22 protein-coding genes are annotated in these 23,632 nt (G+C 70.8%); 5 read left to right on the forward strand and 17 right to left on the reverse strand.

Annotation, left to right across the window (positions count from 1 at the left end; all coding sequences use genetic code 11):
• Positions 1-133 precede the first annotated feature (133 nt).
• On the reverse strand, positions 134-355 hold the full coding sequence (locus tag H5411_RS18860; protein ID WP_183124471.1) for a hypothetical protein: 222 nt from the start codon (positions 353-355) through the stop codon (positions 134-136).
• A 371-nt stretch (positions 356-726) separates the two neighbouring features.
• Between H5411_RS18860 and H5411_RS18865 the strand changes: the two genes are divergently transcribed.
• Entirely contained in the window at positions 727-1,326 is a 600-nt protein-coding gene (locus H5411_RS18865; RefSeq protein WP_183124472.1) for a hypothetical protein, read from the forward strand.
• Positions 1,327-1,343: 17 nt separating this feature from the next.
• On the opposite strand, the gene mobF is transcribed toward H5411_RS18865, so the two are convergent.
• The 13 genes from mobF to H5411_RS18930 form a co-directional block, all read right to left on the reverse strand.
• Entirely contained in the window at positions 1,344-5,807 is a 4,464-nt protein-coding gene (gene mobF / locus H5411_RS18870) for a MobF family relaxase (protein WP_183124473.1), read from the reverse strand.
• A 220-nt stretch (positions 5,808-6,027) separates the two neighbouring features.
• On the reverse strand, positions 6,028-6,951 hold the full coding sequence (locus H5411_RS18875) for a DUF2637 domain-containing protein (protein ID WP_183124474.1): 924 nt from the start codon (positions 6,949-6,951) through the stop codon (positions 6,028-6,030).
• Positions 6,948-8,393: a hypothetical protein gene (locus H5411_RS18880; protein ID WP_183124476.1), complete on the reverse strand. Its 1,446-nt coding sequence runs from the start codon at positions 8,391-8,393 to the stop codon at positions 6,948-6,950. Before H5411_RS18880 ends, H5411_RS18875 begins: the two co-directional genes overlap by 4 nt.
• Complete coding sequence (locus H5411_RS18885; protein WP_183124478.1) at positions 8,390-10,894, reverse strand: hypothetical protein; 2,505 nt, start codon at positions 10,892-10,894, stop codon at positions 8,390-8,392. The genes H5411_RS18880 and H5411_RS18885 overlap by 4 nt, the downstream gene beginning before the upstream one ends.
• The gene (locus H5411_RS18890; RefSeq protein ID WP_183124480.1) at positions 10,891-11,649 is read right to left on the reverse strand and encodes a hypothetical protein; all 759 of its coding nucleotides are present in this window, start codon (positions 11,647-11,649) and stop codon (positions 10,891-10,893) included. Before H5411_RS18890 ends, H5411_RS18885 begins: the two co-directional genes overlap by 4 nt.
• Entirely contained in the window at positions 11,646-11,909 is a 264-nt protein-coding gene (locus H5411_RS18895; protein WP_183124482.1) for a hypothetical protein, read from the reverse strand. The genes H5411_RS18890 and H5411_RS18895 overlap by 4 nt, the downstream gene beginning before the upstream one ends.
• Positions 11,906-12,358 (reverse strand): hypothetical protein, encoded by a 453-nt coding sequence (locus H5411_RS18900; protein WP_183124484.1) that lies wholly within the window; start codon positions 12,356-12,358, stop codon positions 11,906-11,908. Before H5411_RS18900 ends, H5411_RS18895 begins: the two co-directional genes overlap by 4 nt.
• Entirely contained in the window at positions 12,355-12,558 is a 204-nt protein-coding gene (locus tag H5411_RS18905; protein WP_183124485.1) for a hypothetical protein, read from the reverse strand. The genes H5411_RS18900 and H5411_RS18905 overlap by 4 nt, the downstream gene beginning before the upstream one ends.
• A 95-nt stretch (positions 12,559-12,653) precedes the next feature.
• The gene (locus H5411_RS18910; RefSeq protein WP_183124487.1) at positions 12,654-13,058 is read right to left on the reverse strand and encodes a hypothetical protein; all 405 of its coding nucleotides are present in this window, start codon (positions 13,056-13,058) and stop codon (positions 12,654-12,656) included.
• A complete protein-coding gene (locus tag H5411_RS18915; protein WP_183124489.1) occupies positions 13,055-13,612 on the reverse strand; it encodes a hypothetical protein in 558 nt (185 codons plus the stop codon). The genes H5411_RS18910 and H5411_RS18915 overlap by 4 nt, the downstream gene beginning before the upstream one ends.
• Positions 13,609-13,998: an SsgA family sporulation/cell division regulator gene (locus H5411_RS18920; protein WP_183124490.1), complete on the reverse strand. Its 390-nt coding sequence runs from the start codon at positions 13,996-13,998 to the stop codon at positions 13,609-13,611. The genes H5411_RS18915 and H5411_RS18920 overlap by 4 nt, the downstream gene beginning before the upstream one ends.
• Complete coding sequence (locus H5411_RS18925) at positions 13,998-16,022, reverse strand: type IV secretory system conjugative DNA transfer family protein (RefSeq protein WP_183124492.1); 2,025 nt, start codon at positions 16,020-16,022, stop codon at positions 13,998-14,000. The genes H5411_RS18920 and H5411_RS18925 overlap by 1 nt, the downstream gene beginning before the upstream one ends.
• Positions 16,022-16,411, reverse strand: coding sequence for a helix-turn-helix transcriptional regulator (locus H5411_RS18930; RefSeq protein WP_312878428.1), 390 nt, complete (start codon positions 16,409-16,411; stop codon positions 16,022-16,024). Before H5411_RS18930 ends, H5411_RS18925 begins: the two co-directional genes overlap by 1 nt.
• A 60-nt stretch (positions 16,412-16,471) precedes the next feature.
• On the opposite strand from H5411_RS18930, the gene H5411_RS18935 reads away from it, so the two are divergent.
• The 3 genes from H5411_RS18935 to H5411_RS18945 all read left to right on the forward strand — a co-directional run bounded on the left by H5411_RS18935 (position 16,472) and on the right by H5411_RS18945 (position 18,731).
• Positions 16,472-16,828 carry a GntR family transcriptional regulator gene (locus tag H5411_RS18935; protein ID WP_183124493.1) on the forward strand — a complete coding sequence of 119 codons (357 nt, stop codon included), beginning with the start codon at positions 16,472-16,474 and terminating at the stop codon, positions 16,826-16,828.
• 200 nt (positions 16,829-17,028) lie between these two features.
• The gene (locus H5411_RS18940) at positions 17,029-18,249 is read left to right on the forward strand and encodes a helix-turn-helix domain-containing protein (RefSeq protein WP_220817129.1); all 1,221 of its coding nucleotides are present in this window, start codon (positions 17,029-17,031) and stop codon (positions 18,247-18,249) included.
• Between the two features lie 5 nt (positions 18,250-18,254).
• Entirely contained in the window at positions 18,255-18,731 is a 477-nt protein-coding gene (locus H5411_RS18945) for an NUDIX domain-containing protein (protein WP_183124497.1), read from the forward strand.
• Between the two features lie 988 nt (positions 18,732-19,719).
• Here H5411_RS18945 and H5411_RS18950 read toward each other — a convergent pair.
• The 3 genes from H5411_RS18950 to H5411_RS18960 all read right to left on the reverse strand — a co-directional run bounded on the left by H5411_RS18950 (position 19,720) and on the right by H5411_RS18960 (position 23,486).
• Positions 19,720-20,958, reverse strand: a complete 1,239-nt coding sequence (locus tag H5411_RS18950; protein ID WP_101434145.1) for a L,D-transpeptidase — start codon at positions 20,956-20,958, stop codon at positions 19,720-19,722.
• 258 nt (positions 20,959-21,216) lie between these two features.
• The gene (locus tag H5411_RS18955; protein ID WP_279629980.1) at positions 21,217-22,149 is read right to left on the reverse strand and encodes a ribokinase; all 933 of its coding nucleotides are present in this window, start codon (positions 22,147-22,149) and stop codon (positions 21,217-21,219) included.
• A complete protein-coding gene (locus tag H5411_RS18960) occupies positions 22,146-23,486 on the reverse strand; it encodes an MFS transporter (protein ID WP_246369065.1) in 1,341 nt (446 codons plus the stop codon). Before H5411_RS18960 ends, H5411_RS18955 begins: the two co-directional genes overlap by 4 nt.
• Here H5411_RS18960 and H5411_RS47650 point away from each other — a divergent pair.
• Positions 23,485-23,622, forward strand: coding sequence for a hypothetical protein (locus H5411_RS47650; protein ID WP_246369066.1), 138 nt, complete (start codon positions 23,485-23,487; stop codon positions 23,620-23,622). The genes H5411_RS18960 and H5411_RS47650 overlap by 2 nt on opposite strands.
• Positions 23,623-23,632 lie beyond the last annotated feature (10 nt).

The following is a 23,632-nucleotide window of genomic DNA, read 5'->3' on the forward strand; positions in this document are numbered from 1 at the left end:
GCGGAAGTGTCAGGTGTGCGGTGCGGACGCCAGCGGGGTCCGGGCGGTTGTGCTTCTCAGACGTGCCACTGGTGGCCGCAGTCGAGGCAGGTCGCGAGCCCGGCGAGGACGTAGAAGTCCCAGTGCGTGCAGCTCATGACGCGGCCTGGTCCGTGTCGCAGGCGAACAGTTCTTCCTGTCCCTCGACCGGGCCCCAGGCGGCGAGTTTCGTCTCGGCTCCGGCGGTGCCGGCCGGGCGCTTCCCGCGGCTCTTCGCGGCCCTGGTCTGTGCCTTGAGCTCACGGAGTTTTTCGACCGGAATGCCGAGGTTCTCGGCGGCGAGTTCTTCTTTGGTCTTCTTTCCCTGTGCTGCCATGGCGATCTCCCGGTGCGAGTGGTGCCGGCTGCCCTGGGCGGGTGGTTTTTCTTCGCTGCCCGGAGGGCGGGCGACGGCTGTGCCCGTCGCCCTTATCGGCGCCTCGCGCGGCCCCGGAGGCTCGCGGTCAAGGGATCAGGCAGAAAAGTTTCGGGTCCACGCGCTTTTTGTGGGCCCGAAAGTTTTCTGACCCCTTGATCGTGAGGTGGGGCCGTGCTAAGCCGGGCTGCGAAGCGAGAAGACGCTGTCCGCGCTTGCGCGGACCTTGTTCCGCCCGCGGAGGGCGGTGTCGGGTGAACCGCCGCTGCGGCAGGCGAACTGCCCCGTTCGGGCCGCTGTTTTTGTCAGTGCCTGGTGTCACCATCGGGGTCATGGCGGATACGTGGGGCGAGATCACCGGGGAATTGCCGCAGTGGGTCGCGCCGGAATTCGACGCGGTTCAGGAGTGCTACCGGGTCGGTTGCCGGCTGACGGATTCCGGGTTCGCGGACGAGATGGAGAAGGGCGCGGTGGACGCGCTGCACTGGCTGGTGATCGGCGAGGTCTCGCCGATGACCGAGCGGTCCGGGGCGGCGGTGAGCCGGGAGGCCGCGCGGGCGGAAAGCTGGGTGGCGTTGTGCGCCGCGGCGGGGATGCCGGGGCCGACCGACCGCGACTGGCAGCGGTTGCAGGTCGAGCCTCGGGCGGCGCTGCCGGTCGACGCGCAGTACGCCTACGGCGTGTGGCGGGCGTTGGCGTGGCTGCTGGGGGTGCGGGAGGACTGGCCGGTCCGCACCGGGTGGCATCGTGCGGCGGGGATTCCGCGCGAGCGCGCGCACATCGCGGTGCCGCCGTCGCAGCGCGGCACGCCGGCGTGGCGGGCGGCGGACCGGGCCTACCGGGAGCAGGCCCTGGCCGATGCGTGCCGGCATTGGCGGCACGTGCGCCGCCTGGCCGACGCCACCGCGGACCCCGCCCCGGGTCGGGGCTGACCCGGGGCGGGGCGGCATCACAGGACCGCCGCGTCGTCGCTGACCGCGGCGTCCTCGGCGTCGGCCGTGTGCCGGCGGTGCAGTTCGTCCGCGTGCGCTTCTTCGGCCTCGCGGGCCGCGTCGGCGGCTTCGCGCGCTTGGATTTCCCGCAGGGTCCGCTGCGCGCGTTCGATCGTGGCGGCGGTCTCGGCGGCCGAGGGCACGCGCGTTTCTTCCGAGTCCGCGACCGCCGGTTCCTCGGCGGCGACGTCGCGCAGGTCCGCAACAGCGGTCTCCGGGACCGGCTGCTCGTCGACGGGCTCGCGGTCGGCGGTGGCGCGGGCGTCGGCGACGTCGCGGTCGCGTTGCGCGACGACGTCGGCGAGGTCGTAGTCGTCGGCGACGACGCGGTGCGCGTCCTCGGCGATCGTGTGCTCGCGGTGCGCGTCGATCCATTCGTCGGCGGTGACGGTCGGTTCCGGGTCGCTGTCGGCGGCGCGGGCGGCGAGCTGGGTCCGGGCCCGGTCGGCCGCGGCGCGGGTCTCGGCGGTGTGCGCGAGCCACCGCGCCCGCGCCTCGTCCGCGGTTTCCAGTTCGGCGGCGCGGGCGGCGAGCGTGTCGGCGAGCGCGTCGGCGTCGGCGGCTTCGGCCAGCAGCCGCTCCCGCTCGGCGGCGTCGGCCGCGGCGTCGGCTTCGGCGCGGCGCACGGCCGCGTCGCGGCGGCGGGCGTCGCGGGCCTGGCGGGTGCCGGCGAGTTCGTTGGCGACGAATTCCGGTCCCCAGGCTTTTTCGCGGTCCCAGGCGCGGACGCGGATCAGCAGCTGTCCGTCGGACATCTCCCATTCGTCGCGGCCGGCGTCCGGCCGTCCCAGCGCCCGCCAGGCCGCGCGCCACGACGCGTAGGCCTCGGCCTGGCCCGATTTGGGGGCCGCACCCAAGGCTGTCGCGGCGTCGTCGAATCCGGTCAGTTCCCGGTGCGCGGCCACGACCGCGGCGCGCTCGGCCCAGGCGCCGCGCGCGTCGGGGTCCTCGGGCACCGGGCCGAACGCCTCGAGCGCCCATTGCTGCGGGTTCTCGGCGAGCTGCTCCCCCAGCTCCCGGCGGCGCCGGTCGGCAGTGTCGGCCAGCGACCGCAGGTAGGCCGACCACTGCGGGTCGTCCACCCGCGGCAGCCAGTCGGCGTAGGAGTCGCCGGAAGGTTCGAGGTCGACGCGTGTGGCGATGCGGCCGTGGATGACGTTCGACAGCTGGCGTGCGCCGTCGAAGTCGCGGACCGCGACGGCGTCGCGCAGCACCTGCCGGGGGTCGTGCCCGGCCAGCTCGGCCCGGCGCAGCAGGCGCGCCAGGGTCGCGGCTCCGTCCTCGGCGGCGATCCGGGTCCGCTGGTCTTCGGTCAGCGCGCCGTCCTCGGCCAGTTCGTCCAGCCACCGGGTGGTCCGCCCGGCGGTCGCGATCTCGGTGGCGTCGGCCAGCAGCTCGGCCGGGGTGCGGATCGCGTCGGTCTCGGCCGCCGCGTCGGCGGCCTCGTCCAGCGCCGACCGCTGCGGCCCGGCGCCCTCGAACGCCCCCGCGAGCACCGCGGCCGGGCTGCGCTTGACCGCGTCCAGCGCGGCGGCGTCCGGAGCGTCGGCGGGCACGGCGAGGGTGGTGACGTGCGCGGTGTTGCCGAACCGGCCTCGGGTCATGCCGACGTAGAGGGCTTCCAGCCGGGTCGACTCGGTCACGACCGCGTGGCTGGTGTCGACGGTCAGCCCTTGTGCACTGTGGACGGTGGAGGCGTAGCCGAGTGCGAGGTGCTCGCCGACGTAGTCGGCGGGCAGCGTCACCCGCGGCCCGAGCCGCTCGGCGTCCTCGCCGTCCTTGCTGTGGCCGAGCACGCGGGCCACGACCAGGCCGCCGTCCTCGCGGGTCTCCAGCACCCGGTACTGCTTGCGGTTGACCGGGACTTCCCGGTTGCCCTCGACACCGGCGAGGTCCCAGCCGTTGAACCGGGCCTGCACCAGGTCGCCGACCCCGGCCCAGGTGCCCTGCTGGCCCAGCGGCACGCCGTCTTCGGCGACTTTGCCGAGGCGGACGAGTTCGCGGCGCAGTTCCGCGCACAGGTGCGCGGCCTGCTCGTTGGTGTCCACGATCAGGATCGAGTGCTTCCCGGCCAGGGTGTCGGCCAGCCACGCTTTCCCGGCCGCCTGCTCGGCTTGTTCGCGGGTGCCGGAATCCAGGATCCGGCCCTGTTTGTGGTAGTCGCCCAGCACGGTCTCGTCGCCCTCGCGCAGCCGCAGCGACGCGGCGCGTTCCCATTCGGCGTCGAACCGGCGGACCTCGGTCAGCTCGTAGGCCGCGCCGGCGTCGGCCACCATCGCCATGCCGCCGCCCGCGCCGACCGCGGCCAGCTGCCGGTGGTCCCCGGTCAGCAGGAGTTTCGCGCCCGCCTCCCGGACGTGGTGGTGGATCTTCGCCAGGTCGGCGGTGTTCGCCATCGCCGACTCGTCGACCACCACCAGGTCCCCGGGCGCGAGTTTCCACTCGAGGTGCTCGGGGTGGGTCGAGCCCGCGGCGAGCTTGTCCTGCGCGGTGAGCCAGCGGGCGATGTTGCGCGCGGTCAGGCCCTCGCCGGCCAGTACGTCGGTGGCGACCTGACTGGACGCCAGCCCGACGACCTTCCGGCTGTGCCCGTCCCACATGTCGTTGTCCTGCCACGCTTTCGCGAGCGCGCCGACCACAAAGGACTTCCCGGTTCCGGCCGGGCCGACCAGCGACTCCAGCGCCGCGCCGGAGGTGAGGACGCCGCGCACCGCCGCCGCCTGGTCGGCGCCGAGGACCACGCCCTGCTCGGCGAGCGCGGCCACGAACGCGTCGGCGGTCGCGGTGTCCAGCGCCGGGGCGTCGCGGCGGGCGGTCGCGGCGGCGAGGGCGCGTTCGGTGTGCACGTGCTCGGGCGTGGCGTAGAGCCGACCGGCGGGCGCGTCGTACGCGGAGCGGCCGTCGGCGAGCCGCAGTTCCCGCGGCAGCACGGCGTTTCCCGGCCGCTCCGCGTGCAACGGGGTCGCCAGTTTCAGGCCTTCCTCGGTGAGGGTGTCCAGCAGCCGGGCCAGCCGCGGCCCGTCGAGGTCGCCGAGCTGGTCGGGCAGCGCGTCGCTGATCGCGCGGGTCAGGTCCGGCGCGGTCCACCCGGACTTGCCGGACTGGACGTCCGCGAGCGCGGTCTTGAGCACCTCGGCCGGCGACCACTCGACGGCCTCCCGCGGGCCGTGCGCGAGCGCGAGCACGTCGCGCGCGACCCCGGCGAGCCCGTCGGCGACCTCGGCGCGCAGTTCCCGGTCCCACCGCTGCAGCCGTTCCTCGACGGTTTCCCCGTCGTGGGACTTGGCTTTGCGGGTGGCGAACGTGGCCTGCCGCTGCAGCCGGTCAAGCTCCAGGCTGTTCGGCGCGCGCCCGAACTTCGTCTCGAACGCCTCCACCAGGCTCGCGGTCTTCGCGGTCACCGCGCGCCGCCGCGAGGAGAACAAATCCATGACCTGCTGGTCGATCCCGACGACCTCGCGGGATTTTCCGTCCGGCCGGGCGGCGAACCGCACGCCGAGCGCGCGGGAGAGGTGCTCCTCCATCGTGCGCTCCCCCACCGCCGCGGCCGCGCCGCGGAACTTGTGGATCGCGCGCGAGTCCAGCGTCCGCCACTGCCCGTCGCTGCCCTGCACGCGGTTGAGGATCGCGTTGTGGATGTGCAGCTGCGGGTCGTGGTTGCGCGAGTCGTGCTGGAAGAACGACGCCACCACGAAGTCGTGCGCGTCGACGAACCGTCCCGCGGATCCGCCGTGGTGCCCGACCCGGCTGTAGCCGGCGTGTTCGGACAGGTAGTCCAGCGCCGCACGGTTGCCCGCCCAGATCGCGTCCTCGACCGCGTCCCGGTGCGCCTTCCACGACTCCGCCGCCGCCGCGGCACCGTCGCGCTGGCGCGCCAGCTCCGCCAACTCCCCCGCATTCGCGCCGGATCCCGCGGCCGCGGCGAGCGCGTCCGACAGCCGCCGCGCCGTCCGTTCGGCCTTCACCTGCTGCGCCTCGAACGCCGTATGCAACACGGTGACGGACTTCTGGACGCTGAACGTCGCGTCCAGAAAGGCCAGATTCTGCCGCGCGGACTTGTTCGCGTCCAACCGCAACTGCTCGCGGCGTTCAGCCGTCGCGTCCGGCTCGGCGTCCAACGCGGCCGCGTACAACTCGTCCGGCGTCGGATAATTCCGGCCGGTGTGCCCGAGAGTGGACGCCTCGCCCCACCGCGCCGGATCCTTGAACGCCTCGTCGCGCGGGTCCACGAACCGCTCGTAGACCGCCCGCATGTCCTGCTCGTCCACGAGCCCGACAAGGCCCAGCGCCGCCGCGCCCGACCCGTACCAGCGCCCCGGCGGCTCCCCGGCCGCGACCGCGTCGGTGTAGTAATTCTCCCGCCCCTTCGCCACTTCCTCGGTCAGGTACTTCACCGAATATCCCCGCGCGATCGACAGCATCAGAACGCCCTCACAAGATCGACTAGCGGGCTTTCAAGATCGACAACGGCGGTGGCGGTTCCGCGCGCCCGCCAGGGCGCGGCGGCCCGTCGGATCGTGATGCCTAGGTGTGCACTGTCTTGGTTCTGTGGCTTGGAGCTGAGAGGTGACTTGGATGGCTTGGTGATGGGCTTCGTGAGTGGCGTGCTGGTGGCTGTCGTGCTGGTGAGGGTCGTGGTGGTCATGAGTTGGCCTGCTGGGTGCTGTGGTCGGTGATGAGCTGGAGTGCTGCGGGCTGGTTTCGCAGTTCCTGCAGGGCTGTTCCGGCGGTTCCGCGCGAGACATCGGCGAGCTTCATCAGCTCGTCCACGGTCGGCAGGCGCCCGGCGTGGATCTGGAAGCGGCGGGCCTCCGCGCGCGCCCGGTCCTTCTTCGGCGACGACACCGGCGCGGCTGAACGCTCCGGCTTCACCGGCTCCGCCGCGTCCGCGCTGGACGGCTCCGGCTGTACGGACTGCGGCTCGTCGGCTGTACGTTCACCCGCCGCCGCGCCAGTGGACGCGTCCGACCCGGGCGACTGAACAGGCCCCGGTTGAACATCCGGGGACTGAACGGCCGGACGCTGAACGGACGCCGCCGCGACGACCGGGACGGCCGGTTCGGCAGTCGACGGATTCTCCGGAGCGTTCGCGAGAGTGCCGCCGGAAGCGGCGTCCGCCGTCCCGGCCGGACGGTCGGTGGCGAGCATGAACAGCAGGTGCGCCACGATCGCCGCCGCGACCGCCGGCCACGCCCCCACCCCGAACCGCAACAGCCCGTCCGCCGCCGAGGCGGTCCCGGCGGTGCGGGCGACCCCGCCGGCGAGATACACCGCCTGCGCGAGCCCCGACAGCCCGGCCGCCAGGATCACCACGCCCCACGCGTACCGGCGTCCCTGCTTGGGCAGCCGCGAGGTCGCCGCGTAGGCGACGATCGCCAGCCCGTCGGTGATCAACGGGTAGATCCACGCGATCTGCCACGGCACCCCGGACGCCACGGCCACCTCGAACAAGCCGTGCGCCGTCGCCGCCGCCGCGCCGAGCGCGACCAGCAGCCCCGCGACGAACACCGCCGTCGTCGCGCGCTGCGGCCCCGCCGCCGTCGAGTTCGTGTCGTTCGTGCTCATCGTCCGTCCCACTCGTCGTCCCAGTCGTCACAGCAGTCGTCGTCGCTGGCATCGGCCCAGTAGCCGCACGACTCTTCGTCCTCGTCGTCCGGCCAGCGGCCGAGGGCGGCTTCCGCGTCGTCCACGGCGCGGCCGGACTCGGCGACCGCCCGGCCCAGCCCGCCAGGCGCCTCGTCGGTCTCGCCGTCCTCGTCCTCGTCGTCGTCGCCGGGCCAGCGCGGCAGCTGGGCTTCCAGGTGCTCATGCAGATCGGTGGCGGCGTCGACGACGACCGTCATCGCCTCGCCGAACACGGCCGACTCCCGCTCCTCGCGGGCCAGGGCTCGACGCTCGGCGGTGTCGGCCACCGCCAGCCGGGCCGCCGTGGCGCGGTCCATGCCGCAACGGGCGAGCCGTTCGAACCGGCCGACGACCTCGCCCTCGACCCGGTCCTCCGCCGTCGGCGGGGCGAGCCCGGGTGTGTGCCAGGCCAGGGCTTCCTCAGCCTCGGTGCGGATTTCGCCGTAGCCGGGCAGTTCGTCGGCGCGCGGCGTGAGGCCCCGGTAGTCCTCGCCGTCCTCGGCCGCGACTGCCGCAGCCTCGACTGCGTCGAGCTCGGCCTCGTCTTCGGCGGCTCCGTCGCGGCAGCGCTGCACGAATCCCGCGATCGCGTGCACCGCGACCGGGTCGCCCGCCGCCGCGACCGCGGCCGCCTCGCCCGCGGCCATGCCCTCGGCGCGCAGCGACAGGAACTGGCCGATCGCGGCCTGGGCGGCGACCTCGGCCAGCACCCCAGCGCGGGCCCGTTCCGGTTCCTCCCAGGCCAGCTCGATCCGTGCCCAGTACCGGGCGACGGCATCGGACACCCCGGGCACGTCCGAAGCTCCGGCCCACGGCCGCGTGTCCGCGGTCCCGGCGGCGCGGGCGGCGTCGCAGCCGTCGATCCCGGCTTCCACCAGCGGGGCGACGATGGCGCGGCGGGCCCCGGTTTCCCGGATCCCCGCCAGCTCCATGCCGTCGGGCAGGACCGTGCCGTCGGCGAACGAGACCGGGACCGGCGTGGCGAACAGGCCCTGCGCCCGCCCGTCGCCGCGCCAGCCCGCGATGTCCTCGCGGTAGTCGGCGACCGCCAGCTCGGGCCCCGTTCCGGCGGCGACCTTGTCGACCAACGCGTCGAACCGGGCCTGGATCTCCCGCGCCGGACCGGTCTGCCGGTGCTGCTGCCGCAGCGCGACGGCGGCGTAGGTGTCCGCCGCGACTGTCCGCGCCAGGTCGCGGGGAACACCCGCCGCGGACAACCGCCGGAACAGGGCGGCCGGCCAGAGCCAGCGCTGCCCGGTCGCGGCGTGCTCGCCCTCGGCCGCGACGAGCCCGTTGTCGTAGTCGTTGAGCACGTCTTCCGCGGCCTGTGCGAAGTCCCGGAACTCCGGCTGTCCGGTGCGCGAGGTCAGATCGTCGATCACGCGCGCTCGCCCCCGTCGCAGTCGCGGTCGCAGTCGGCGGCCTCGGCGCAGGCGTCGTCGCTGTTCCACCGGGCGCACCGCTCGGCCCGCGCGTCGTCCTCGTTCACCGTCTGCGCGCGGTTGACGGCGTTTTCGGCCTCGGCCAGCGACCGGTCGCACTCGCGCACCGCGTCGCCCAGCGGCGGCGGTTCCGGCGCCGCGAGCACCTCGTCGATCCGGCCCAGCACGCTGTCCACATCGGACGCTGCCTCTGCCGGGACCGGCTGCCCTGCGCGAGCGCCGCGGCCGGGTTCGGCGTCGCGCTCGACGGCCTGTCCGACGACCGCCGGATCCGCAGCGTTTTCCGCGGCAGCTTGGGCTGTGATCTGGTCGGGCGTCAGCCCGGCGAGCCGGTCCTGTGCGGCGGCGACGCGGTCCCAGAAGGGCGCGGCGTCGTCGTGTTCCTGTTCGCTGCAGGTCGGGCAGTTCTGGACGGAGATCTGGCAGCCGCTCGTGTGAGCATCGATCTCGGCGGCTTGGTCGAGGATCCGCTGGGCCTGCTCGGCGGTCAGGCTGTCCGCGGTGTCGCGCCGCTCCGCCTCGTGCGCACGCAGTTCTTCCTCGTATACCCGTGCCCGCTCGGCACTCAAGAATTCCTGCACCGCAGCGGGCAACTGTCGATATTCGAGCGAGTGAAGCTCGCTCGCGTCGAGCCCGACCTGTGCGAGCGACTCTTCCGTGACCGGGCCGTCCGCGAGCCGCGCCAGCCGTGCCTGCACGTCCTCGAGGTAGACACGCTCGCCGTCGACCACCGGCCCGACGTCGGCGTTGTCGGCGGGGGCCAGGTTCCGGGCGATCCAGCTGCCCGGTTCCGGGTCGCGTTCGGGCACCGGTGACGGGGCGGGCGGGTTCGTTCGCCAGTCGGCGTCGTTCACGTCGGGTTCGCCGACGATGCGGTCCGCCGCCTCGGCGGCGACCTGGCGCGGGTTGACGACGACCACCTCGTCCCGGTCGGTGTCGACCAGGATCACGGCGTCCGGGTCCTGGCCGGCCAGCCGCGATGTCGCTGCGGCGACCTCGACCTCCCAGAAATCGGTCCTGCTCGGGTCGTACTCGCTGCAGGTGGCGCACTCCTCCGCCGTCGCGGTGCAGGTGTCGAGGTGGCCGCGCAGCCGCTCGGCGCGCAGGATCGTGTCCCGGGCCTCCGCCTCGGTCATCAACCCGCGCAGATCGTGGTCGGCCTCGCGGGCGGTTGCGGCCTCTGACCTGAACGGGTCGCCCTGCTCGTTCGCGGTCAGGTTCCGGGCGATCCAGCTGCCCGGCTCCGGGTCACGTTCGGGCACTGCGTCTTCCAGGTCCGCTGCGGTGAAGTTCCCGGCGAGGATGTCGTCGAGGCTGTAGTCGGCCAGCCGGGCGCGGGCGTCGCCGACCTGGTGGTCCCAGAAGCCGTCCGCGTCGAGAATGTTCTCGCTGCAGGTCGGGCAGTGCTCCTCCCCCAGACTGCAGGTGTACAGATGCTGGGTGAGTTCTTCGGCGCGGACGACGATGTCGCGTGCCTGCGCGACGGTCATCGGCTCGACGGCGTCGACGACGTCGGGTTCGCCCACGGGTTCCTCGGCCAGGGCCGCGCGGATCTGGTCAGCGTGCTCGCTGCTGATCCGGGGTGTTGCCGCGGCGGCGGCCTCGGCGACGGCCGTGTGCCGCGCATCGTCCGGGTCGGCTCCGGAACCGGCGGCGTCGAGGTAGAGGGCGACGGCGTGCTCGGCCAAGGCCCGCGAGCCTGGTTCCTGAGCGTCGAGCACCGCGCTCAGCGCGTCGTCGCTGCCCCGGCCTTCCGCGAGGTTCCGCCGGTAGCTTTCGACGGCGTTGTCGGCGAGGTCGTAGTTCCGCAATGCCTCGACCGCAGGCATCAGCTGGGCCGGGTCGATCGTCACGACTTCGACGTCGTCGCCGAACGCCTCGCGCACGTCGTCCAGGTCCAGCCCCGGGCCGTCGGCGACAGGAGGGCGGACCGTGCTCGCGGCCGCTGCGCCGTCCTGCGGGTCGGCGAGGCCGTGCAGTTCCATCTGGCGCCGGAATTCCGCGCGTTCGTGCGCTTCCTCGGCGTCGAGGTCGAACACCGGTTCCTCGTCGCCGAGGCGCTCGTGCAGGCTCGGCCACGCCATCGCCAGCAAGCCCGGCTCGGCGCGGTAGAAGTCCGCTTCGGACACTCCTGCCCGGGCGCATTCCTCCTTGACCGCCCTCCGGTAGGCGCCCATCCCGGCCCCGTCCCGGTTTGCCTGCTCCAGCGCCGCGGTGGCGGCATCGTCGATCCGTTTCGCGATCTCCGGCCGGATCACCGACCGCCGCGCCGCCCGCTCGCCCGCGACCCTGCGCGCGGTCTCCGGGTCGTTCCCCGCCCCGCGCAGGATTTCCTCTTCTTCCCGCGCGATCCGGGCGCGGACCGCCGGCCGCTCGGCCGGAGCCAGGTACGGCGAACCGTGGGTGCCGCGGTCGCGGCGGAATCTGTCGAGGATGCTCATCGCCGGACACCTCCGTTGCGGCGGCGCGCGGCCTCGGCGGCACGCGCCTCGTCGATCAACTGCTGGTCGGGTTCGGGCGCGGTGCTCTCGCGGTCTTCGCCCCACCACAGGGCAATCGGGGCGAGCGCGAGCCCGGCGGGCACCGGTGCGGCAGGCCGGTGGTGCTCGCCGTCGGCCAGGTGGGCTTCCAGCGAGCAGTTCGCGGTCGCGTTTTTGATCCGTTTCACCGCGCCGGGCCGGTAGCGGTCGTGCCAGTCCGCCGCCCGGCCCACGGTGGCGTCCTTGTCGACATAGGCCGCGAGCCAGGAACGCATCAGGCACACCAGTTCCTCGACCACGTCCGGGTGCCACCACCAGCACTCCGGCAGCGCCGCCGCCGCGTCGCGGTAGCGCAGGAACACCCGGCGCAGCCAGACCGACAGGTCCTCCAGCGTCTCCTGCGCGGCCTCGGCCGGATCGCCGACGACGTCCTCGCCGTCGTCCAGGTCCAGCCACGACAACGGCCGGGTCTTCCCGCCGTCACCGTCCGGGTTGGCTTGCTCGGCAAGGGTTTTCACGACCTTCGCCAGCTTGCTCACCTGCTCCGGCAGCGGCGCGACCTCGTCGTGCAAGACGCGCACCTGCTCCGGCAGCGGGGACACCGCTTCCACCGCCATCCGCAGCGCTTCGACTTCGCGGGCCAGGCCCGCGACCGCGCGCATCGTCTCCTCCGGACCCTGCACGGGGCCGGTGCCGTTGTTGTCGATCGTGCTCATCGGGGTTCGCCTCCCGTCTCGGTTCGGGGAGCGGCCTGCAGGACGTTCCAGACGAGCCCGAACGGCTCGCCCGGTCGCGCCATCGCTTCGTGCACGAACTCGGCCTCGCCGACCGGACGGCGCTCCAGACGGCGCAGGGCGTCCCGGCGCTCGTCGACCCGGCCCCGGGCGTAGCCGCGGGCCCGCGCCTCGCGCTGCATCTGCCGGATCCCGCTGCGGGACAACGTGACCCGCTCGATTTCTTCCTGCTCGCCGCTCATCGCGCACCTGCCTCGACACCGGCGAGCAGGTACGCCTGCGCCATCCACGAGCGCGCCATGTCCAGGTGGCGACGATGGTCAGCCCCGTAGTTCGGGCTGTGGACCGCGGCCAGCACGTGCGCGACGCACCGCAGGACCACGTCGTCGGACACGGCCCGCCCGCCGTGCTGGACCGCGCGCGTCAATCCGAACAGGACTGCAGCCGGAACGGTCATGCGCTCCGGCACCGTCGTCACGTCGCCGGTGGCGGACCGCAGCATCGTCGCGTGCAGCTCGACCAGCGCGGCCTCCGCGCCGTCGAAACCCGCCAGCCACGACTGCAGCTCGCACGCGTCGGCCTCGACACGCATGCCGCGCCACCCGACGGACCAGCCGTCGATCTCGTCGATCGTGTGCTGCCGGAAGTTCTGGACCAGGGTCTTGGTGTCGGGGTAGATCGCGGTGTTCATCGGGGAACCTCCACGAGGTCGAAAAGGGTGTGCAGTTCGAGCCAGTCGGCGTGGTGCCGACCGTCGGCGGTGCGGTAGCTGTCGGCGTTGTTCTCGGGCTGCCAGCGGCGGCCCATCTGGTCGCGGACCACCGGCCGGTCGGCCGGGGCCGGGCACGGGGCGGCGGCGAGCCACACCCGCGGAGGGGTAGCGGTGGTCATCGGCCGGTCCTCTCGCGTCGTTCGCGGGCGATGCGGTCGTTTTCGCTGGTGACGTGGTCGTGGATCTCCCACGGGTCCTCGGGCAAATGCATGGCTCAGCACCCCTCGCTGCCCGGGTCGGTCCCGTCCGGGTCGTGGTGGTCGGGCAGGAAGGCGCTGAGCACGACGACGACGGATCCGCCGTCCCGTGCGGGCAGCGAGCCCACCGCGCGCAAGGCCGCCGACTCCGGCCGGGCTGTGCGGGGGTTCTTGCTCAGGTCGAGGAACTCCGCCCAGTGGGCGAACCGCTCCCGGGCCTGTTGCTCCGTCAGGACCCGGCCGTACTCGTTGATCCGCCCGTACAGGCCGCCGAGATCGGTCAGCGTCCACGTCACCGGATCCAGCCCGGCAGCCGCGGCTAGGGACAGCACGGTGGCGAGCGCCGCGTGTGCCCGCAACTGCCAGGTCCGCCGCTCGGCCTCGGTCACCGGGCCGAACAGGTCGTCGGGGTTGTTGCTCATCGCGACCCACCGCCCCGGTTGAGGCGGACCAGCCGCCACCGGCGCGACCCGAACCGCTCGGCCTGTTCCGGCAACCGCGCCAGCATCGCCGTGCGAGGTCGCCCGGGCGTGACAGCGAGAAGACCGGTCAGCGCGGACGCCTTGTGCCGCAGCCATTCCCGTCGCGCTGCCGCGCGGTTGCCCTCGACCGGGACGGCGAGACGCCACCCGCACCCACACGCCACGTCCCAGCCGCCCGGGTCGGTGTACCAACCGCGCTTTGCCGGTGCGTGCGAGCGGATCCGCGCACCGTGCGGTGCCGGGGTCGGAATGTCTTCCGGCGCCACGAGCAGCGTCACCGGGTCCGAGAGCCGGTCGCGTTCGAACCGCGGCCCCGCCCAGTCCGGGTTCGGTGCTGGCGACACCACATGCGGAGCAGGACCCCACGACGCGGCGTGCAGCCGGTAAACCGTCCAAGGCTCCGTGTGGCCTTCAACCAACACCCGGTCGCCGATCTGCACGTCCGAGGCCAACACCGGAACCTGCACCCACTGTTCGAGGTCAACGGGGTTCACAGCGACACCCCCGGGAACTCGGCGGTGTCGGACCAGTCCAGTTCCGCGGTTTCCTGTCCCGCGCGGACGACCTGGTGAGTCTGGCCGATGAAGTCGGCGACGTCGTCGCGGCGGAAGACCGCCGTGGCGGCTCCGTCCGGAGTGGACAAGCCCAGCACGACCAGGTCGCCGCGGACGGTGACCGTCACGTCCCCGGGCTTGCCTCCGGCCTGCCCGTAGATCAGGGCGTCACAGAACAGGTCGCGGGCCAGCACCCACTCCGCCCCCGGCCGGATCGCGTCGAACCCGAGCGTGACCGCGTAGGGGTCGTCGCGCCGGTAGCTCGCGGCGATGGTGGTGTTCCCGGACTCCAGCAACACCGGCAACTGAATGGTGATCGCGTCCATCACTCGCCCTCCCGCGGCTCGGCCGAGGCGGCGTCGAGGCGCAGCGCGTCGGCGCGCACCATTGGCTCGGCGTGGTCCTGCTCCGGGACCCGCACCCGCGCCGCCCTGCGCGCCTGTCGGCGGGCTTCGGCGCGGGCTTCGAACCAGGCTTCGACCCGCTCCAGCCACGGCTCGACCCGGTCGGCCAGCCCGTCCACGAACGCCCCGACCCGGATCGCGAACTCGTCGCGGCGGTCCGCCCACCGCTCGACCGCTTCGGTCCAGCGCTCGACCCGGTCGGCGCGGCGTTCGAGCCGTGCGGCGGCCTTGACGTCGCGGCGTTTCCACGCCATCTGCAGCTTCCCCACCGCCGCCGGCATCCCCCGGCGCACGATCACCGCGTGCATCGCGGGCAGCTGCGCGATCTGCCCCGGCGAGAGCACCGGGACCTTCCGCAACGACCGGCCGGTCACGTTCCCGTCCGCGTCCTCGGTGTCCACGTGCTCGTCGCGGTCGGAGGTGAGCAGCGAATACGCGTTCAGGTCGTCCGGGTCCCGCGACCCGCCCAGGATCAGCACGGTCGCGCTGTTGGTCATGATCGACGCCGCGCCCGTGGCGCCCCACCGCTCGATGAGCTGCGCACGCGACTGGGCTCCGATGTGGATGGTGATGTTGCGCCCGCCCATGTCCGCGGTCCACTTGTGCAACGGAATCGGACAAATCAGGGCAGCCTCGTCCAGGGCCAGCGTCAGCGCCGGGTCCAAACGGCCGCCCGGCGACTCGGACGCGATCCGGCGGGCTTCGCGGGCGATGTGCGCGGTCAGCGCCGCCACCAACGGTGCGGTGTGGCCCTCTTCCGCGCCGAGCATGTACACCGTGCCGCGCTCCTCCAGCAGCTGCGCGACGTCGAACGCGCCGCCCGTGGCCGCGGCATGCGCGGTCGGGTCGGTCAGCCAGCCCAGCGCGGGCATGATCGTCGTCGTGATCGACGAACGGGTGCGTTCGTTCGTGGTCAGGAACTGCTGGGCCGCGGTCGCGAACGTCGGCTCCCCCGAACGGCGCAGCAAGCGCAGCACCTCGTCGGTCGCGGCCTCCGGGTCGGCGACCCACGCCTGCACGTCCCGCATCGCCAGCTCGCCCAGCGCGGCCGCGTGCAGCAGCGCCGCGAGGGCCTGCCGAGCCAGCGCCACCCAGTGCTCCCGCTCGGCGTTCCCCTCCGCCGACGGCAACAGGTCACCGGCCCGGTGGGTCGCGGTCACCGGGTTCTCGCACCCCGACAACGGGTCGAACGTGATCGTGGACTCCAGCCCGCCCAACCCGGACGGGTTGAACACGTACACCGGGCCCTTGCCGCGGCGCACCTTCGCGGTCAGGTCGATCAGGTCCGTGCGCGTGCTGGTCGCGATCACCGCGCCCGGCGCGTCCAGGATCCGGCACGCCAGCTCCCCCGTCTTCCCGGTCCGCGGACCGCCGACCCGGGTCGTCACGTCCTCCACCGGCGACCAGATCCCCTGCCCGCCCACACGAGCCAGCCGGGTCGCGTACTCCGTCACCGGCACCCGCCGCCGCTCGCGACGCGACATCTCCCGCAGGCTCGGCTTCACCGTCTTCGCCTTGCGCCGCATCGCGAACGCCGACGCCACCCGGAAAATCTGCCACCGCGACGCCGTCCCGCCGTTGCGCCTCGAACGCCGCGACCACCGGCCGATCAACCCCCGCGACCCGCCGCGCGCCTGCACCGCCATCACCCCGGCGACCACCAGCACCGGCACGCCGGCCAAACCCCACGGCCACACGTCATAACCCGGCGTCGAGCCCGGAGCCTCGATCGCGAACCACACCGCGACGACCGCCAGACCGGCGAGCCCGACCATCAGCCGCGCGACATTGCCACGGGTCAGCTCCACCAGCCGGAACAACGCCACCACAGCGCCCGCGACCACGAACCACGGCCACACCACGGCAACCTTCACGTGCCAGTCCGCCATCGCCGCGCCCAAGAAAATCAACACACCCGCCACCACGGCGGCAAAAAACGTGCGCATCAGGCCGCACCCCCAGCCGAAGCGCCCCACACGTCCTCAGCCGCGCGACCAATGCGGGTTGCGGCTGCAGAGGCGCATGCGTCGAGGTACTCCTCGATGGCCTTACCGGGAATTCGTACGGCACCTTTCCCTGTGCCCAGCCTGATGGCCTTCAGCGCGCCAGACTCCACGGCGCGGTAGATCGTCGCGACAGAGACGTCGAGCTCGTCAGCGACCGTTCGGACCCGGTACAGCCGGGTAGCCTCAACCTGCATCGTTACTCCCAGGGTTTCGATGTGCGCCCCGGTCGGTGTTGCAGCACCGGCCGGGGTCTCTTGCTGTTGAACGGAAACTGCGGAGGCATCCGCAGAACTTGAGAATATAGACAGCTTAGACGTCTTAGACGTCACTGGCAACCAAATCTGGTCGACTTCGCCGTCTTGGCTGGCTTTGCTCCTAGACTCGCGGCTATGGACGGCATCGACTTGAGCGATCCGCGCGCCGGCTACCTGCGCGTCGCGGACGGGATTCGCAGGCAGATCGAGGCGGGCGACCTCTCGCCCGGAGACCAACTGCCGACTCAGCGCGAGCTGGCCGCGGAATACGGCGTGGGCACGGAGACAGTCAAGCGGGCACTTGAGCAGCTGCGCTCGGCACAGCTGGTCGTCTCCCACCAGGGAAAGGGCTCGTTTGTCGGACGGGGTCCGGCTACCGCCTCTCCCAAGAGCGACGAGTTTGGTCAGTTCGTAAGCGAACTGACCGAACTCCGCGCAGAAGTGGCCGAGCTCAGGCAGCGGCTGGATCGCATCGAGTCGCGGGGGTTTTGAGTCAGTTCCTCGTCGTGCGTCGCAGAAGTTCCGGACGTAGCTGTGCCTCCTCGGTACCGCAGCAGTACCCGGAGGATCGGCGACCGCTTGGTATCGCTGGTTTCGCATGAGCTCAGCTTTGAACCGGTTTGCGGGAACGCCCGGGAAAAACTTTCCCGGTACGTTCGAGTGGCAACGGGGAGGGTGATGGCATGCGAGGAATGACGGAGAACCTGACCATCGGCGAGCGCGTTGCGTGGTACCGCCGACGCCGCGGCATGTCACAGGAAGCGCTCGCCGGGCTCGTCGGTCGCACCGGAGAATGGCTCCGCAAGGCGGAAAACAACCGCGCAGAGCTGGATCGACTTTCTGTGATCCGACGTTTAGCCGACGCGCTCGACGTTGCGCTAGGAGACCTGATCGGTGAGCCAGCGCTCCTCGACTGGACACCAGACAGCGGAACATCGACAGTGCCGGCGCTCCGCGCCGCTCTGATGGACTACCGCCAGCTCACGCCGATCCTGAGCGCAACGTCCGATGACGCCGAACCTCCAAGCCTCGACGCTCTAGCCTCAGAGCTTCGATCGGTGTTCGACGCTTATCAAAACTCTCGGTTCGGATTCGCAGCTGGCAGAGCACCGCTCCTCCTGGCCGACGCGCTCCTCGCTGCCCGCCAGCACGAAGGAGACCAACGAGTTCGTGCGCATGAACTGCTGGCCCTGAGCTACCAAGCTGGGGCGTCAGTTCTCACCAAGCTCGGCGAGTCGGATCTCGCCTGGATCGCCGCCGAGCGGGGCCTGGCGGCAGCGCAGCAGTCGGACAATCACGCGATCACTGGCTCGCTGTTCCGATCGGTAGCGTTCGCTCTTCTTTCTACCGGTCGACACGAGCCAGCAATGCGTCTGACGGAGGCGGGAGCTGCATATCTTGAGCCGCACCTCGGCACCGGAGGCGGTGAGGTGCTTTCCGCCTACGGGACGCTCTTCCTTGCCGGTTCGATGGCCGCAGCCAGGTCCGACGACCGAACCACAACCAGGAGCTATCTCGCCGAGGCAGACGACGCCGCACGTCGGCTCGGCACGGATAGCAACTACCTATGGACGGCGTTCGGACCAACCAACGTCGCCATACACCGCGTCAACACTGCGATGGAGCTGGGCGATGTCCAGGTCGCGCTCGACCTCGGACCAACGCTCGACACGAGCGCCCTGCCAGCCGAGCGCCAGGTTCGGCACTTGCTGGATGTCGCCCGCGCGTACAACAGCTCCGGACGGGCCGACATGGCATTGAGTACCGTGCTCGATGCGGAACGCAAGGCTCCCGACCAGGTGCGGCACCACTACCTGAGCCGCCAGCTCGTACTGAACTGGGTCCGCAACGCGCCCGGTAAGCCGTCCTTCGAGCTAGACCAGCTCGCCCGCAGGATGCGGGTCGTAGGGTAGGGATCATGAGCGATCCAACCGAGAAGTTCGCAACGCCCCGGGTCGCAGCCGGGGCGTTGTTCGTTGATGGCGACCGTGTGCTGCTGGTCCGCAAGACGTACGGCAACCGCTGGGACATCCCGGGCGGTTACGTCGACCGCGGCGAGTCGCCTGCCGCTGCCTGCAAGCGTGAGCTTCGCGAGGAACTCAGTCTCGACCGCGCGCCTGTCCATCTCCTCGTCCAGGACTGGGCTCCGAACGAGAAGGAAGGCGACAAGCTTCTGTACGTCTTCGACTGCGGCCCGCTCGGGGACGACGAACACCGGATAACGCTTGACGGGCAGGAACTCGACCACTGGGAGTGGGTGCCCGCCTCGAAGCTTGACGACTACCTGATCCCGAGGCTTGCCCGCCGACTGTCACAGGCGTTTAAGGCGCACAAGTCGAGTACGACGGTCTACCTCGAACACGGCGAGCCTGCGCTCGTCGCGCCCGCTGAGTGAAGACTGCCCCGCGCGAACCGTCTCAGTTTCCGTCTCAGTTCGTGCTGTTTTCAAGCTTCGCGAGGGTTGCTCATATCGCGCTGACCAGCACATAAGCAACTTCGGGTGACCTAACAACCCGGCAAACCAGGTCTTTGGGAGCGGAGGGTCGCAGGTTCAAATCCTGTCATCCCGACCGAGAGGGGCTGGACCTGCGGGTTCTGCCCCTTTTTCGTGCCGTCCGACGCGGCGCGGGAGCTGGCGTGGCGCTCAGTGACCCTCCTATTTGAGGACTTTCACCTGCGCACCCGAGCCCTGGTCCCCGCTCCGGTGCCCTGACAGGCGTTGATCGACGAGTGGGCCATGTCACTCGAGGCGGAGAACAAGAGCCCGCGCACGGTCCGCTGCTACAACAACTACCGGGCGCTGAGCGCCTGGTTCACCCACGATGATCTTCGCCTGCACGGTGGGGGGTTCGGACTGGCAGCAAGGGGCATCCGCAGGACCACCCGTCACCGCTCACGCAGAACAATTCGCCGAGTTGACGAAGCGATCCGGCACGCCAGTGGACGCGCGTGGCAGCGGTTCGACGCGGAACAGCCGGGCCGGGCGGTTGTGCGGTCACCGCCGAGCGCCTGCGCCGCAAGCCCGCGCATTCGGCCACAGGCCCGGAACTGCCCGCCGACACACCGTCGACTGCGCAACGTCGCTCGTCTGCAAAGTGAGAATTGGCCCTGGCGCGCGACCTTGTGCACACCAGGGCCTCCGTCCCGAAGCCTGCTTCTCGAGACTGGCTACGTCGCCTTGACTCGGCCGTCGATTATCGAAAACGGAACAATTCGAAGGGCACCTATTACCCCGATCGGGATCCATGCCCACCGAAAATCTCCGGCAATGAGACCCCATGCGACGAACCCGAGCATGCCAAGGGCCAGACCCGACCACGTAATCCATAGCTTGACGGGGTCTTTAATGACTCTCGCGCCAGACACCTGGTCAGGTTCCGGTTTCAGTGGTGCAGAGCGCTGCCCGCTTGCCATTGCGTCCAGTTGAGTTCCCAGTCCCCGTAGGTGTCGTAGATCGGCAACGGCCCGCCAGGCGTGTTGACCGCCTCCACGACGTCGCCGAGGCCGAACTCGTTGAAGAAGATCTGCGCGTTCTGCGGGTTCAGGTTGATGCATCCGTGCGACACGTTGGTGCTGCCTTGCGCCCCGACGCTCGCCGGGTTCTCGTGCACGAACTCTCCGTCGTTCGAGATCCGTTCTGCCCAGAACTCGGTCGACTTGTACGCCTTCGGCGAAGGCGGGCAGACCCCGTAGGTGCACGAGTCCATGACGACTTGTTGCTGTTTGTCGGAAATGACGTGCGGACCGCTGTGGGTCGGGGTGGCGTCCTTACCCATGCTGATCGGCATCGTGCCGACGACCGCGCCGTTGTGCACGATTTGCATCTGATCGGTCGCACCGTCCGCTTTCGCGATCCAGGAGTCGTGGATGTGGTAAGTAGCCGACCGGTCCGTTTTGCCGTACACGCCCGAGCCCAAATTGACGCCGTACAGCTTCGCGTCCAGCTTCACGGTGGTGCCAGGCTGCCAATAGGACGGCGGCCGGTAGTGCAGGGTCCGGTCGTCGATCCAGTGCCAGCTACCTGGCTGCGAGGGCGTCGTGGTGACCGTGAGCGCGTTTTCGGCCGCGGCGCGGTCGGTGACCTTGTGGTCGAAGGACACCCCGATGATCTGGCCGACGCCGAAGGTCAGTCCGGGCGCGGGCGGCGCCGGGGTCAACGCCGGGAACGCCTGCGCGGCCGGGCTCACGGTCGTCAGGGTGCTTTGCTGCGTCACGGTCTTGCCGTCCGTGCCGGTGGCGTCCGCGACCACGCGGTAGCTGGCCCCGTACGCGAGGTCTTCGGTGGAGGTCCATTTCGCCCCGTCCGGCGACAAGGCGCCAGCGACCGTGTTGCCCTTGCTCGCGTTCGTCACCGTGACGGTGGTGAGCTTCCCGTGCACCGCTTGCACGACGACCGGGGTCGTCGGGTTGATCCCGGAACCCGGCGAAGGCGAGATGCTCACCTGCGCGACCGGCCGCGGAGCCGGCGCGCCTCCCGCCGGTCCCGCCGACGGAGAGCTCGACGTCGAGCAGGCAGTGAGCGACAGGGCCACCGCGACGATCGCGCCGACCGCCAATCTTTTCGTCCCGAAGATCCGCCGGGCGGTCTCGCGCGCCAGAGACTGTTGTCCACCTCGTGCCATACGACAAGAGACTACCGCCGACCACAGCCGGGACGCCGTGACATTGCTCCCCGCTGGACAGGCCAGGGTGCAGTGAGACACGTTCGACGATCGCCGGGTCGGCAGCTGATGCATGACCGCGCGCGACCACAATGGCCAGGACGCCCGGATCTCGATCGCTGGGAGAAGCCTCCGAGGGGACCGCGCAGTTCCGCGGCGGTGGCCTCGGCGTCGCCGGTCCGGATCGTCGTCCAGCTGATGCGGTGGCGTGCACCACCTTCACCTGGGGTAGCCCGACTTGCGCCACGCTTCCAGTTGACTCATCGTCGGATACGAGGGGCGCGCTCCGGGGCGTGTCGCCGCGAACGCTCCCACCTCGGAACCCAGCCTGACCGCTGCGGCGAGATCGAGACCGCACGCGAGACCGTATCCGACGGTGCCGGCGAAAGCGTCCCCGCAGCCGGTCGTGTCTGCGGCATTCACCTGTACAGCAGGGATACTGGTGCACCCGTCAGCGTCGACAAGCATCGATCCCCGAGAGCCGCGGGTCACGATGGCGCGGCGGATTCCCATGTGTCGCAACGCCGCCGCAGTCTCAGCGTCATCTTCGGCAGTGCCGGGAGGCATGGCGTCCGATCGCAACCGAGCCAGTTCGTGATCATTGACGATGACCACGAATGAGTCCCGGAAGAGTTCTTCGGCGACTGGCCGATACGGCGAAAGGTTGAGTACCACTTTCGCACCAGTCATCGCGGCACGCCGGGCGAAGGCAGCGACCGCATCGACCGGAATTTCGCAAGCAAGAAGAACGACATCTGCTTCCGCGACCGCGGCATCGGCCTCACCGCATGCCGCCATTTTCGCATTGGCGCCCGGGACGACAACGATCGAGTTCTCACCGCTCCCGTCGACGCTGATGAACGCAGACCCGGTCGATTCCTCCCGGTGCACGAGGATCCGCTCCGAACCGATCCCGAGCTCACGGAGCTCGTCCTTGACCGTACGCGCGGCGTCGTCTTCCCCGACCATCGCGACGAGTTCCACGTCGCCGCCGAGCAGGCGCGCCGCCGCAGCCTGGTTGAAGGACTTGCCTCCCACGCAGGTGCTGACGGACTCGGCCAGCACGGTCTCCCCCGGCTTCGGGATCGCCGGCATCCCAAGACAATGATCGATGTTCACCGAGCCGACGCTCAGGATCCGGCCGGTCCTCAATGGACAGTCCTGGCCGGGGTGGCCGCTGCTTCAGCGGAAACGGGGCGCGGGATCGCGAACGAGACGACGAAGGCGGCGACCAGAAGCGCCGCGCTGCCGATCGCCGCGGCGACGTAGCCGGTGCCCGGGGCTGTGGGAGACGGCGTCGCGGCTGTCTGGATCGCATAGATCACCAAAAAGCTGAGGCCGGCACCGATGTTGAAGGCACCGGTATTCAGTCCGGGTAGGGAACCCGGGCGGTCCGCCGGGCTCAGGACGACCCCGAGACCGTTCAGCATGATGTTCGCTACGCCCGCGTAGGTGACTCCGACCCATACGGCGATGACGAACAGAAAGATCGGGGCGGTGGCGGCCACACCGAACGTCAGGGCGACCATGCCGATGAACGCGCCGGCGATGCCCGACCGCAGCATCGTCCGGTAGCCGAAACCCGCGGCGAGCCGTCCGGCGAGCGGGCCCACGAGCAGACCGGCGACAGCGTAGGGCGTGAGGACGAGAGCCGACACTCCTTCGGCACTGAGGCGGAACCCGAGTGCGCCGTCCTGAGCGAGCGCCGGGAGGATGCCGTTCATCATCGCGAAGACGCCGGCCAGAGTCAGCGCGGTCGTGCTGACCAATGCCCAGGTTGCCCGCTCCCGCAGCTGCGAGATCGGGACCAAGGGAGCGGAGACACGTCCCTCTACGAGCCAGAACACGGCGAAGGCGACCGCGGCGAGAACGACGGTTCCGAGCGCGATAGCCAAGTTGGCGTTGAGCAGCTTGCCCAGTTCGTTGACGGCGATCAGTGCCGCGCCGACGGCGACGACGAGCAGTACAGTTCCCCCGATGTCGAGGCGGCGACGGTCCTTCGCGAAGGATTCGCGGGTCAGCAGGCGCACCAGGACCGCTGCGACAACGGCCACCGCCCCCATCGTCCAGAAGATGGAGTGGAATCCGTGTTCGGTCACGAGGTAGCCGCCGAGGAGGGCGTCGAATCCGGCGATCCCGCCGTTGACCGCGGTGACCACCCCCATGAGCGTTCCGTACGTCTTCGGCTCTCGGACCTCGACGCGCAACATCACCAGCGAGATCGGGACGACGGGGCCGGATGCGCCCTGGATGACCCGGCCGACGAAAAGCATTTCGACATTCGTCGCCAGCGCGGCGAGCACGCAGCCCGCGGCCATCAAGAGCAGCGCGCCGGTGAGAGCACGACGCCGGCCGACGATATCGGCGAGCCGGGGAAGAAACAACGAGAACAGGGCGGCGGCGGTGAAAAATGCGGTTTGCGTGTCGGCCACCGCGCCCGCGCTGACGTTCAATTCCCGCTGAATCGACACCAGCGCCGGACTGAGCATGCTTGCGTTCAACTGGAACGCCAAGCAAGCGGAAAGCAAAGCCACCATCAATATCGCGACCGGCGACCCGGACCGGGCTCGGTTGACAGACGTCATTGTCGGCACCTCGGTTTCGATCATGAATGTGGTAGACTGACGCAGTTTCA

The sequence above is a fragment of the Amycolatopsis echigonensis genome (assembly GCF_014174495.1).
Taxonomy (GTDB): domain Bacteria; phylum Actinomycetota; class Actinomycetes; order Mycobacteriales; family Pseudonocardiaceae; genus Amycolatopsis; species Amycolatopsis echigonensis.